This window comes from Terriglobus roseus, assembly GCF_900102185.1.
GTDB classification, from domain to species: Bacteria; Acidobacteriota; Terriglobia; order Terriglobales; family Acidobacteriaceae; genus Terriglobus; species Terriglobus roseus_A.
Window position 1 is genome coordinate 4,773,806 of the sequence record NZ_LT629690.1, and the last position, 13,011, is coordinate 4,786,816.

General features: G+C 57.7%; 6 protein-coding genes. 3 read left to right on the top strand and 3 right to left on the bottom strand.

Going from position 1 to position 13,011, the window contains the following annotated elements; all coding sequences use genetic code 11:
* Positions 1 to 8 precede the first annotated feature (8 nt).
* Complete coding sequence (gene pheS, locus BLT38_RS20085) at positions 9 to 1,118, bottom strand: phenylalanine--tRNA ligase subunit alpha (RefSeq protein ID WP_083346772.1); 1,110 nt, start codon at positions 1,116 to 1,118, stop codon at positions 9 to 11.
* Between the two features lie 34 nt (positions 1,119 to 1,152).
* Entirely contained in the window at positions 1,153 to 2,685 is a 1,533-nt protein-coding gene (locus tag BLT38_RS20090; protein WP_083347228.1) for a UbiA family prenyltransferase, read from the bottom strand.
* Between the two features lie 239 nt (positions 2,686 to 2,924).
* On the opposite strand from BLT38_RS20090, the gene BLT38_RS20095 reads away from it, so the two are divergent.
* The 3 genes from BLT38_RS20095 to BLT38_RS20105 all read left to right on the top strand — a co-directional run bounded on the left by BLT38_RS20095 (position 2,925) and on the right by BLT38_RS20105 (position 11,552).
* Positions 2,925 to 4,679 (top strand): efflux RND transporter periplasmic adaptor subunit, encoded by a 1,755-nt coding sequence (locus BLT38_RS20095; protein ID WP_083346773.1) that lies wholly within the window; start codon positions 2,925 to 2,927, stop codon positions 4,677 to 4,679.
* Positions 4,680 to 4,799: 120 nt separating this feature from the next.
* On the top strand, positions 4,800 to 7,964 hold the full coding sequence (locus BLT38_RS20100) for a multidrug efflux RND transporter permease subunit (protein WP_083346774.1): 3,165 nt from the start codon (positions 4,800 to 4,802) through the stop codon (positions 7,962 to 7,964).
* 66 nt (positions 7,965 to 8,030) lie between these two features.
* Entirely contained in the window at positions 8,031 to 11,552 is a 3,522-nt protein-coding gene (locus BLT38_RS20105; RefSeq protein ID WP_083346775.1) for an efflux RND transporter permease subunit, read from the top strand.
* Positions 11,553 to 11,621: 69 nt separating this feature from the next.
* Here the strand turns inward: BLT38_RS20105 and BLT38_RS20110 are convergent, their stop codons facing one another.
* Positions 11,622 to 12,914, bottom strand: coding sequence for a glycoside hydrolase family 18 protein (locus BLT38_RS20110; protein ID WP_231966640.1), 1,293 nt, complete (start codon positions 12,912 to 12,914; stop codon positions 11,622 to 11,624).
* Positions 12,915 to 13,011: the final 97 nt, after the last annotated feature.

The window sequence follows — 13,011 nt, forward strand, 5'->3', positions numbered from 1 at the left end:
CTATCGCGCTAAACAAACTGCGACAAGAAACGAAGGTCGCCGGAGTAGAACTGACCGATGTCGCCAACGCCGTACTTCATCATGGCGATGCGTTCCACACCCATGCCGAAGGCGAAGCCGCTGATCTTCTTGCTGTCGTATGCGGGTTCGAGTCCGTTTTCAATGCGGCGCTGATCGACTGCGGCGAAGACAGCGGGATCGACCATGCCGCATCCCAGAAGTTCAATCCAGCCGGAGTACTTGCACTTGCGGCACCCCTTCTGCCCGCAGAAGGGGCAGGAGATCTGCACGTCCGCGCTGGGCTCCGTGAAGGGGAAGAACGATGGGAAGAAGCGCGTCTTTACGGACGAGCCGAAGAAGGCTTTCATCGCGTGGTCGAGCGTGCCCTTCAGGTCGCTGAAGGTGATGTTCGTGTCGACGCAGAGACCTTCCACCTGATGGAAGATAGGCGAGTGCGTGGCGTCGCTTTCGTCGTTGCGATGCACCTTGCCGGGGATGACGATGCGCAGCGGTGGTGGCTGCGAGATCATGGTGCGGATCTGCACGGGCGAGGTGTGCGTGCGCATCAACAGGCGCTCGCGGAGCGGCTTCTTGTCCTGATCGGCGACGACGAGTGTGTCCTGCGTGTCGCGCGCAGGGTGGTTCGGCGGGAAGTTGAGCGCTTCGAAGTTGTAGAAGTCGCTTTCCACTTCCGGGCCGATGCCGATGGAGTAGCCCAGCGCGGCGAAGACTGCGGTCATTTCGCGCATGGTGCGCGTGAGCGGATGCTCCGTGCCGATGGAGCGGCGGATGCCGGGCAGGGAGAGGTCCAGTGATGAACCTTCTGCGGCTGTGCTGGTCGGGCCAGCGAGAAGCGCTGCTTCAATCTCGTTCTTGAGGGCGTTGAAGCGCATGCCGAGCGACTTCTTCGCTTCGGGCGGCGCGGTCTTGAGCCAGCTTTCGCTGAGCAGCTTCAGGCGGCCCTGTTTGCGGCCAAGCCAGTCGAGGCGGAAGTTTTCCTGCGCCTCGGGCGTGGTCAGTTGCGCGGCTGCGGAGCGAACTTCGTCCGTGAGCGCGCGGAAGGCCTGGTCAAGCGAGGCGTCATCGAACGCGCTCAGGGGTGTGATGGTATCCGTCATGATGCGTCTTTACAGGATAAACGAGCGCGAGGCGCTACAGGGCGAGCCAGACGATGAGAGCGCATACAGCGCCTAACAGCCAGCTCATGCGATCGGTGATGGCGTAGACGACCGGGTCTTCATGCAACTGACCACGGCTGGCCAGCAGCCAGACACGGCTGATCCACAGAATCAGCACCGGTTCGATGAGCCACAGGCGGCTCATGTGGGTGTACAGGTGCGCCGCCGTCAGGTTTGAGATGTACATGCTGAGAACGACGACGGCAGCAAATGCGCTGGAGGTTCCAAGGGCGCGCAGTTGTTCGATGTCGCCGGTGCCGTAGCCACGTCCTGAGGCTTTGTCGCGCCCGCTGGCGACCATCAGTTCAAGCTCGCTGAAGCGCTTGACGAAGGCGAGCGAGAGGAAGAAGAAGATGGAGAATGCGGCCAGCCACTCTGAGATGAACACGCCACTGGCAGCCGCACCAGCCAGTAGGCGGATGGTGTACAGGCCGCTTAGTACGATGACGTCGACGAGGACCATTCTCTTCAAAACAAAGGAATAAGCCAGTGTAGTGACGGTATAAATGCCAAGCCACAGGACGAAACTGTCTGGTGCCTGGAGCAGTCCTGTTCGCTGTACCGTCCCGTTGAAATGAGTGGCTGTGTGGGGTACGAGCACCGCGAGCACCACGGCAATCAGGAAGAACGCAACCACAATTGCCACACCCGCGATGGGTGAGAGGTCTCCTGAGGCGAAGGGCCTGAGGCGCTTTCGTGGGTGACGGCGGTCCGCCTCAATGTCGAGCAGATCGTTGATGATGTAGGTCGCGCTGGCGCAGAAGGACAGGGAGAAGAACGCCAAAAGGCAGGCGATCAAGCTGCGCCCGGAGAAGTCGTGGGCCAGGATGGTGGGCAGGAAGATCAAGGCATTCTTCGCCCATTGGTGCGCCCGGATCGTCTTTAAAAAGACCTTGGAGGTGGACCTGCGGTCGATAAATTCGCGGTGAATGGCAGTGCGGTCGAGCTGGAGGGCCTTCCGCAGTTTCCGATGCGGATTGGCTACCATGGGAAGGACACTTTCGCGCAGGAGCGTGCGATCGGGAATGGCGTTACCGATGTAGGTGAAACCCTCGGGAAAGAGGTCCTGGAAGGCCTTCAGCTTGTTTGCACCTGCCAGATTCAGGGTGCCGTCAGAGGCCAGAACCCCTGTGAACAGGTCGCCAAAATGGGCTGCCACCTGTCGCGCAAATCCAATGTCTGCAGCAGTTGCGAGATAAATTCGGCGTCCGAGCGCATGTTGTTCCCACAGATAATCCAGCAGCGGCTGGTTGTAGGGCAGGAATTCGACGTCGACCCGGGCGCGACCGGTGATTTCGCGTTTGAACCCCGCCCGGCCCTTGCTGACCCAACGGGGCCAGTGCAGGGGAGAGGTGGGCTGCTGGCGAACCAGCAGGAGAACCGCGTCGATCAGGGTGTCGCTTTTGACCAGGGTGCCGTCAAGATCCACGCACAGAGGCACATCTTGGGCTCCATTTGCCTCTGGGTATGCTGTTGCGGCGACGCCGGTCAGGCGATCGTCTTCCATGGCTTGCAACTCCCTGTCTGTCTCAATCGGTGATTCGGGGAAGCCAGAATAAAGACCCGGCGACATGGCGATTATAAAGACGCGCTATTTGCGCACATGGGTGCTTCGAATGAATTCTCACGAAACCTTATGTCAGGGGTGTCCGTCATTCCTTATAGTCAAAGAGAGTATGCCGGATTTCCGGCCATGCCAGTGACACACCTCAATCTGAAAAAATCAGGACGGTTCTACGCAAACGTATGTCGCTTACTGCCAGCGAGCACCCAGTCTCTTCTTCGCACCCGGCGCTGCCGGACCACGCTTCGCCTTCTTCGACCGGTCTGGCCAATGATGCATCGCAGCATCCGGGAGAGCCGAAGAAGGGCGGTTCGTGGCTGCGCGTCCTGATTCTCATCCTGTTGGTGGGTGGTGCGATTGGTTTTGTGGTGTACCGCATTGTGACCAACAAGCCGAAGGAGACAGCCGGACCAGGCGGTCGCCGCGGTGGTGGTGCAGGACAGATTGTCCCCGTGGCCTTTGACGTGGCCACGCTGAAGACGATGCCGATCTCACTGCAGGCGCTGGGCACGGTAACGGCATACAACACCGTGACGCTGCGCAGCCGCGTGGATGGTCAGATCACGCGCGTGAACTTCACTGAAGGTCAGCGTGTGAAGCAGGGGCAGTTGCTGATTGAGATTGATCCGCGTCCTTATGCTGCGGCCCTGGAACAGGCAAAAGGAAACCTCACCCGCGATCAGGCAAATGCGGCGTACGCACAGGCTCAGGCACAGCGTTACAGCCAGCTTTATGCTGCCGGCGTTGTGAGCAAGGAATCCACACAGACGCAGGAATCCACCGCTGGACAGGCTGTGGGAACTTTGGCTGCCGATCGCGCCGCGATTGATGCGGCACAGGTGAACCTGAACTACACGCGTATCACGTCGCCCATTAACGGTGTTGTCGGTCTGCGCCAGGTAGACGTGGGCAATATCGTTTCGGCTGCTGCTACGACCGGTCTGGTGGTGATTACACAGGTACAGCCCATTGCCGTAATCTTCACGCTGCCGGAAGACCAGATTCCGCAGGTGTTCTCGCACATGCGTGGCGGCCAGAAGCTGGTGGCAGAGGCTTGGGATCGTTCCAACTCGCAGAAGCTGGCAACCGGTTCGCTGCTGACGGTGGACAACCAGATTGATACGACGACTGGTACGGCGAAGCTGAAGGCTGTCTTCCAGAACGAGAGCAATGAGCTCTATCCGAATCAGTTTGTGAACATCCATCTGATTCTGGAGAATCGTCCGAATTCGTTGGTGATTCCTGCCGCGGCAATTCAGACCGGCAATGGCGGCACGTTTGTTTATGCGATTGATCGCACCAAGGGACAGGCCAACCCGGTTGCGGGTGGCGGTGCTGCTGGTGGTGGTCGCGGTGGACGTAACGGCGGCGGCAATGCCAATGGCGGTGGTGCAAATGCTCCCGCTGGTGGCGCGAATACCGCAGCAGGTCCAGGATCGGCCGACGCGAATGCAGCCGGTGGTTCGGGTGGACGCGCTGGTGGTCAGGCTGGTGCCGGCGGCGCTCGTCCCAGCAACCAGAATTTCCCGGTGCAGGTGGTGCAGGTTGTTGTGGACAGCACGCAGGGTACGAATGTGATTTTGCGCAGCGGTCTGAAGCCGGGTGACCAAGTGGTGACGGACGGCCAGGAGAAGCTGCAGCCCGGTAGCCGTGTGATCCCGCGTCCTTCCGACGATATGCAGGCGGCTCGTAAGGCGGCCCAGAATCCTGATGCGCAGAAGGTGAACCCCAATCCCGGCGCTGGTGATTTCAGCAACGGTCGTGATTCGGATGTTTCTCCGGCAATGGCAGGACGCCGCGGGCAGGGGCAAGGAGCAGCTGGCACGGATAGCAGCGGTTTGGGTTCCAGCCACACTCCGAACCAGAATCGTGAAGGCGCGAATGGCCAGATGAGCAACGGGGCCAATGGCTCGGGTCGTCGTCGGCCACAGCAGTAGATTTCCCGGCAGCGATGCCGGTCACTCAGCGGCAATGCTGCTGACAACTGATGTTCCAGGCCGGAACGGAAGGCTTAACGCCCCGTCCCGGCCTGTTTACCCTTTCCGGAGCCTCCGCGCATGAGTCCGTCCCGGCCATTTATTCTTCGTCCGGTCGCCACAGTTTTGTTGATGGTTGCCGTTTTGCTGGCGGGTGGCGTTGCCTATACGCAGCTGCCGGTCTCGGCGCTGCCGCAGGTCGATTACCCAACGATCCAGGTGCAGACCTACTACCCCGGCGCATCACCGTCGGTGATGACCTCTGCTGTTACGGGTGCGCTGGAACGCCAGTTCGGCCAGATTCCGGGTCTGACGCAGATGACGTCGACGTCCTCTGGCGGCGGATCGATCATTACGCTGCAGTTCAATCTGTCGGAATCCATCGACGTGGCGCAGCAGGACGTGCAGGCGGCAATTAATGCTGCCAGCAGCTACCTGCCCCAGAATCTGCCCAACCCACCGATTTACAACAAGGTGAATCCGGCCGACGCGCCGATTCTGACGCTGGCTTTGACGTCGAAGACGCTGCCGCTGACGAAGGTGGAAGATCTGGCCGATACGATTCTGGCCAACAAGATCTCACAGCTCTCTGGCGTAGGTCTCGTTTCGATTGCGGGCGGACAGAAGCCGGGTGTGCGTATCCAGGCCAACCCGACGACGCTGGCCGGTTACGGCATGTCGTTGGAGGATCTGCGTACGGCGCTGGCAGCTGCAAACGTCGACCAGGCGAAGGGTAACCTGAACGGCCGTCTGCAGAGCTACACCATCGGCGCGAATGACCAGCTGTTGTCCGCGAAGGACTACCAGGATGTCATCGTTGCCTATCGCAACGGGTCTCCGGTACGCATGAGCGACGTCGCCAATTCAGTTGATGGAGCGGAGAACTCCTTCCAGGCCGCGTGGATGGGACGTCGTGATGACGAAGGCAATCCGAATACGCAGCCGGCCGTCATCATCAACATTCAGCGTCAGCCCGGCGCGAACATCATCGGCGTCGTCGATCGTATTGAAGCGCTGTTGCCGAAGTTGCAGGCGACATTGCCCGCATCAGTAAAGCTTGAGACGCTGACGGATCGTACAGGCACCATCCGCGCTTCCGTTGCGGATGTGCAGTTCGAACTGATGCTGACCATCGCGCTGGTCATCTTCGTTATCTTCTTGTTCCTGCGTTCGTGGCGCGCGACGATTATTCCGTCGGTCGCGGTGCCGCTGTCTATTGTGGGCACGTTCGCGGTGATGTACCTGCTGGGTTATTCGCTGAACAACCTGTCGCTGATGGCGCTGACGATTTCGACCGGCTTTGTGGTGGACGACGCCATCGTGATGGTCGAGAACATCGACCGTTATCTGGAAGAAGGACATTCGCCGCTGGAAGCAGCGCTGATGGGATCGGAGCAGATCGGCTTTACGATTCTGTCGCTGACCATTTCGCTCATCGCCGTGTTGATTCCGCTGCTGTTCATGGGCGATATCGTGGGCCGCTTATTCCGCGAGTTTGCCGTGACGCTGTCGGTGACGATTCTTGTGTCTGCCGTGGTTTCGCTGACGCTGACGCCGATGATGGCGGCCAAGCTGCTGAAGCATACGCCGGAACATGAGAAGGGCAAGTTCTACAAGGTTAGCGAAGACTTCTTCAATTGGGTTATCGCTCGGTATGCCACCGGCGTGCGCTGGGTGCTGCGCCACCAGACATTTACCTTGCTGGTGACGGCGGGTACTTTTGTTCTGACATTGTTGATGTACATGTGGGTGCCGAAGGGCTTCTTCCCGGTGCAGGATACGGGTGTGATTCTGGCCATTACGGATGCACCGCAGGACATCAGCTTTAATGCAATGAGCCAACGACAGCAGGCACTGGCGAATGCCATCCTGAAAGATCCGGATGTGGACTCGCTTTCGTCGTTCATCGGTATTGATGCGACGAATCAGACGCTGAACTCGGGCCGCATTCAGATCAACCTGAAGGACCGTGAAGATCGCAAGACGAGTGCTTCCGACATCATTCGTCGCCTGCAGCCGAACCTGGACAAGGTGGAAGGCATCAAGGCGTACATGCAGCCGTTGCAGGATCTGACGGTAGAAAACCGCACCGCACGCACGCAGTATCAGTACTCCGTGGAAGATGCGAACAGCGATGAGCTGGTGGTGTGGACGAATCGCATCCTGCAGAAGTTCAAGACACTGCCTGCGCTGGCAGACGTTGCTTCCGATCAAACGACGGAAGGTTTGGAAGCATCGTTGGTCATCGATCGCGATACCGCGTCACGACTGGGGATTACGCCGCAAAATATTGACGACACGTTGTACGACGCCTTTGGGCAGCGTCAGGTATCGACCATGTTCACTCAACAGAATCAGTACCACGTGATTCTGGAAGTGGCGCCGCAGTACCAGAAGAGCCCGACTGCGCTGGACAACATTTATGTGAAGTCATCCAGCGGAACACAGGTTCCTCTCTCCGCCTTCACGCACTTTGAGTCGAAGAAGACAACGCTGGCTATCTCGCACGAAGGGCAATTCCCGTCAGTGAACATCTCGTTCAACCTGGCTCCGGGATACTCCATCGGTGACGCTGTTTCGCAGGTACGTAAAGCGGAAAAAGAGCTGAATATGCCGCTGAGCGTGAATGCGAACTTCCAGGGAACGGCGGCATCGTTCGAAGCATCGCTTTCGAATGAGCCCATCCTGATCCTGGCTGCGTTGATCACGGTGTACATCGTTCTGGGTGTTCTGTACGAAAGCTACATTCACCCCATCACGATTCTTTCCACGCTGCCGTCAGCAGGTGTGGGTGCAATCCTGGCGTTGTTTATCACCGGAACCAATCTTTCGGTGATTGCGTTGATCGGCATCATCCTTCTGATCGGCATTGTGAAGAAGAACGCCATCATGATGATCGACTTTGCGCTGGAAGCAGAACGCGAAGGCGGCAAGACGCCGGAAGAGTCGATTTATCAGGCTTGCTTGCTTCGCTTCCGTCCCATCATGATGACGACGATGGCTGCACTGTTGGGCGGTGTGCCGCTGGCATTGGGCACCGGCACTGGATCAGAGCTGCGTCGTCCTTTGGGTATCACGATCATTGGCGGCCTGATTGTTTCGCAGGTACTGACGCTGTATACGACGCCGGTGGTGTACCTGTTCTTTGATCGCATTGGACGCAAGTATCTGGGAACGGAAGAGGGTGACCGCGAACGGTTGGCCCATCTGCATGAAGACGAACCGCACTATGCGACTGGAGATTAAGTCGCGTTCGTTATGCGCGATTGAGCTAATGACTGGTTTTTCCTGTCCAACACAAGGACCGATGCAATGAATACAGCACCCGAACCCGGCGATAAGACACCCACGGAGCATGTCCGTCCGGGGGACCGCGCCCGTCTGGATGAACGCTTTGTGCGCGGTGGGGATCACTATCCGCATGAGCACGCCACTGCAGAAGATGAGCGCAAGAATGCTGCTCGGGCAGAGGGCGAGTCCGACCCGCTTGGTGGTATTGCGGGCGTCCATTTTTCAAAGCCGTTTATTCAGCGTCCGATTGCGACGTTCCTGCTCTCTTTTGCGATCATTCTTGCCGGCGCAGTGGCGTACAAAATGTTGCCGGTATCTTCGCTGCCAAACGTAGAGTTTCCGGTCATCAGTGTGGGCGCAAGTGTTCCGGGCGGTGACCCGGAGACGATGGCGTCGTCTGTCGCGACTCCGTTGGAGCGCCAGTTCTCTCGTATCGCGGGCATCAACCAGATGACCTCGACGTCGTCACAGGGATCTGCAAACATCACGATGCAGTTCGACCTGAACCGCGATATCAATGGTGCTGCCCGTGATGTGCAGGCCGCTATCAGCGCGGCGCGTGCACAGTTGCCGGCGAACATGCCGCAGAATCCCAGCTATCGAAAGATCAATCCTTCTGAAGCTCCGATTCTGATTCTGGCGATGACCAGCGACACGCTCACTGTGCCGCAGATTTACGACGCCGCTGACTCGATCCTGGCGCAGAAGATTGCGGCAATTCAGGGTGTGGGCCAGACCTTCGTGGGCGGTTCCGCAAAGCCTGGCGTGCGCGTCGAGGCGAATCCGAATCAGCTCACGTCGTACAACCTATCGCTGCTGCAATTGGCGGCGGCGATCCAGACGATTAATGTTCTGGAGCCGACGGGATACCTGAACGGCGATGAGAAGCGTTGGTCCGTATCCACTACAGATCAACTCTTTGGCGCCAACGCGTATCGTCCTCGCATTGTGGCAATCACTGGCGGTTCGGTTACAAATGCGACCGCCAACAATGGGTTGCAATCGAACGTTGCCAGCGCCATCAGCAGTGCCAATAGCGCGACCGTTGCAAGCACGAACGCGAACATTAATAGTGGCGCTGGCTATGCGTCTGCTGCGGTAAGCAACTTTGCTTCGAACCAGACAGCACCCACACCTTCAAAGGGCGTTGGCATCGTACGCATTGGTGATGTGGGCGACGTGGTGGATTCCGTCGAGAACAATCTGACATATGGTCAGTTCAACGGCAAACCAGCCATCCTGCTTACGGTATTCAAGTCTCCCGGCGCGAACGTGATTGAGACGGTGGATCGTGTACTAGCGCAACTTCCTCAGTTGCAGGCGGCGATCAATCCCGCGATTAAGCTACAGGTTTCGCTGGACCGTACGCAGACCGTGCGTGCATCGGTGAAAGACATTACGCAGACCATGATCCTGACCATCGTACTGGTGGTGTTGGTGGTCTTTGCCTTCCTGCGCGAAGTGCGTTCCACGTTGATTCCATCGGTGTCCGTGCCGCTGTCGATCCTTGGCACGTTCGGAATCATGTATCTGCTCGGATATACGCTGGACAACCTGTCATTGATGGCGCTGACCATTTCGACGGGCTTCATCGTGGACGATGCGATCGTGGTGATCGAAAACATCTCGCGTCATCTGGAAGATGGGCTTGATCCATATCACGCGGCGATGGTGGGTTCGAAGGAAATCGGATTCACTGTGATGTCCATGAGCATTTCGCTCATTGCCGTGTTCATCCCGATTCTGTTGATGGGCGGCATTGTGGGCCGTCTCTTCCGCGAGTTTGCTGTTACGTTGTCCGTCGCGATTCTGATGTCGCTGGTGGTTTCACTGACAACGACACCGATGCTGTCCGCGAAGTTCCTTGAGCCACATAGCGAACGGAAACACGGCAAGCTGTATCTGTGGAGCGAGAAGTTCTTCGTCTGGCTTCGCGAAGAATACGAGCGCGGATTGACATGGGTGCTGCGCCATCAGTTGCCGGTGCTGATCATCTGGCTGGTCACGTTTGGACTGAACATCTATCTGTTTGCGATTGTTCCGAAAGGCTTCTTCCCGCAGCAGGATACTGGCCGCTTGGGTGGTCGTATTCAGGGGCAGCAGGATGTGTCGTTCAGTGTGATGAAGCAGAAGATCATCGACATGGCCACCATCATGAAACAGGACCCTGACATTGAGAATGTGATGGCGTTCGTTGGTGGCGGCGGCCCTGGCGGTGGTGCTTCAAACCAAGGCAATCTGTTTGTTTCACTGAAGAATTTGGACCAACGCAAGGACAAGGCGAATGCAGATGACATCATCAATCGCCTTCGACCGAAACTGTCGCGCACACCGGGTGTGGTGGCTTACCTGCAGTCGCAGCAGGAGTTGAATATTGGTGGTCGCCAGTCTGCTACGCAGTACCAATACACGCTGTCTGCGGATTCTGTTGCTGACCTGAATCACTGGGCGCCGTTGATGATGGCTCAGATGATGAAGACGCCACAGCTTCGCGACGTGGCGACCGATCAGCAGGACCATGGCCTGGAAGCGAAGTTGGTCATCGATCGTGATACCGCGTCGCGACTTGGTATCAGCGCGCTGACGATTGACCAGACACTTAACGCTGCGTTCGGTCAGCGTCAGGTTTCCACTACGTATAAACCGTTGAATCAATATCACGTGGTGATGGAAGTGGCTCCGCAATGGCAGGCTACTCCGGAACAGTTGCGCGAGATTTTCGTGAAGACCAGTAATGGAACACAGGTTCCGCTGTCGGCCATCACGCACTTTGAAAATCAGCGTATTCCGCTGCAGGTGAATCACCAGGGCTTGTCACCATCGGCAACGCTTTCGTTCAACCTAGCGCCGGGTGTGGCTCTGTCAGACGCTGCGCTTTCGATTGAGAACGCACGTAATGCGATTGGCATGCCTGCAAATATCAGTGGCGGATTCCAGGGAACCGCGGCTGCCTTCCAGGATTCGCTTTCCACGGTTCCTGTCCTGGTGCTGCTGGCGCTGACGGCGGTGTATATCGTCCTGGGCGTTCTGTATGAAAGCTTCATCCATCCGTTGACGATTCTCTCCACGCTGCCTTCTGCGGGTGTGGGCGCTGTTGTGGCTCTGTTGCTGACGCAGGTGGATATGTCGGTCATCGCAATGATCGGTATCTTGCTGTTGATCGGTATCGTGAAGAAAAACGCGATCATGATGATCGACTTTGCGATTGTTGCCGAGCGTGAGCATGGCAAGACTGCAGAGCAAGCCATCTATGAGGCTTGCCTGCTGCGCTTCCGTCCTATCATGATGACGACGATGGCTGCGCTGCTTGGCGGTGTTCCGCTGGCGTTCGGAGCAGGCGTTGGTTCGGAACTGCGTCGTCCTCTGGGTATCACCATCATCGGTGGACTCATTGTGTCGCAGTGCCTGACGCTGTTCACTACCCCCGTGGTTTACCTGTACTTCGATCGCTGGCGCGAACGCGTTGAGCGCTGGGGCCGCAAGTTGACGGGCAAGAAGGCAACGCAACCGCACGGACAGTTGGAACCAGTTGCTGGCGATTAATCGTCCACTGTGACCAGAAATACGAAGAGGATGCCATTCACTGGCATCCTCTTCGCGTTTGCGAACAAGTTAGTGTTCTGAACTTACTTTGTTTGTTGGAGTGTCTTTCGACAAGGCGTGCAGCAGCTGCGCATCGTTCGTGTCGCCACTCAGTTCCCAGACCATGATGCCGCCGAGGTTGTTCTCGCGAGCGAAGGCGGTTTTTGCCTGCAGTGAGACGGCATCCTCAAAGGTGAGGAAGTTGTCGCCATCGTAGATCCAGGGAGCGTGCGACAGAGGATCACGGTAGAGATGCGCGCCTGGATTCTGCATGAGTGTGACAGCGGTGGATTGATTCAAATTGCCACGGACAGGGTCGCCTTTGCTGTTGAGCCCATAGCTTCCGCCCTGTGCGACGTTATGCCATTGATAGGCATAAAAGGGAACGCCCAACAGAAGCTGTTTCGCAGGCGCACCGGCAGCAAGGTACGCGTTGATGGTGGTGGTAACTGTCTCCGCTTTTGGATTGGCAGATGCGAGTGGTGCGTGGAATCCCGTATCGCGTGCCCAAGGGCCGTAGTAGTCGTAAGCCATAACGCCAATCTGATCTACGTTAGCGGCGACACGTTTCCAGTCAATTGGTGTGATGTGTTTTTGAGCGGCACCGCTGGCGATGGAGAGGGTGAAACCGCGTTGCGAAGTGCCTGCACGCAGCGCCGTTGATTTCAATCGGATGGCATCCATCTGGCGGCGGAACTCTGCCATCAGTGCGTAGAAGTCGTCTGCGTGATCTGCGTCGGGATATTCCCAGTCCACATCGATGCCGTCGAAGAGATGCGGTGCTTCCACTCCGGAAGCGATATGGCCTTCGAGGAATCGTGCGATGCAGGAATGGACAAAAGCCGCGCGGTTTTCAGGCTTCGCGGCCTCTGCAAAGAGGTCGGGTCTGCCCTCGATGGAGATCAGGATGCGCAGCTTTGGATAGCGTGCTTTCAGCAGTTGCAGTTGATGGAAGTTGCCACGCAGGGGAGCATCCGGCTGATCGGCTACGCCGTCAATGGAGTCTTCTGCTTTGAACACCATTTCCGTGTCTGCCTTGGAATCGGCAAGGGCGCACGCGTTGTTGCTGATGTTGGCTTGCGAGTAGTCCAGTTGTGTAAGCGAGCGCACGGCACCGCTGTGGATGAGATCGACCGCGATGTAACGGCGGTTGTAGATACCCCATTGCGGGAAATAGCCAACGATTTCGGTTCGCTGTGCGGGAAGTGTGTGCAGCGGCGCTTTCGTCACTGCCGGCGTCGTTGGAGACTGCGCGGCGCAGAGAGAGGCCAGCAGGCATGTCATCGCCAAGCCATTGCAGAGTGCTGTAGGGAAACGCATCATTCTCAGGCTTAGACGCGCGTTGCGGGCGGAACGGCGCTTGTTTGTGTGTGTCGTAGATGCGAATTTGCATGTCGCTGCGCAGAGAAGCGCGGTAGAG

Excerpts from the sequence above, each read along its gene's own strand:
- pheS (WP_083346772.1), bottom strand. The coding sequence starts at position 1,118 with ATGACGGATACCATCACACCCCTGAGCGCGTTCGATGACGCCTCGCTT.
- BLT38_RS20090 (WP_083347228.1), bottom strand. The coding sequence starts at position 2,685 with ATGGAAGACGATCGCCTGACCGGCGTCGCCGCAACAGCATACCCAGAG.
- BLT38_RS20095 (WP_083346773.1), top strand. The coding sequence starts at position 2,925 with ATGTCGCTTACTGCCAGCGAGCACCCAGTCTCTTCTTCGCACCCGGCG.
- BLT38_RS20100 (WP_083346774.1), top strand. The coding sequence starts at position 4,800 with ATGAGTCCGTCCCGGCCATTTATTCTTCGTCCGGTCGCCACAGTTTTG.
- BLT38_RS20105 (WP_083346775.1), top strand. The coding sequence starts at position 8,031 with ATGAATACAGCACCCGAACCCGGCGATAAGACACCCACGGAGCATGTC.
- BLT38_RS20110 (WP_231966640.1), bottom strand. The coding sequence starts at position 12,914 with ATGATGCGTTTCCCTACAGCACTCTGCAATGGCTTGGCGATGACATGC.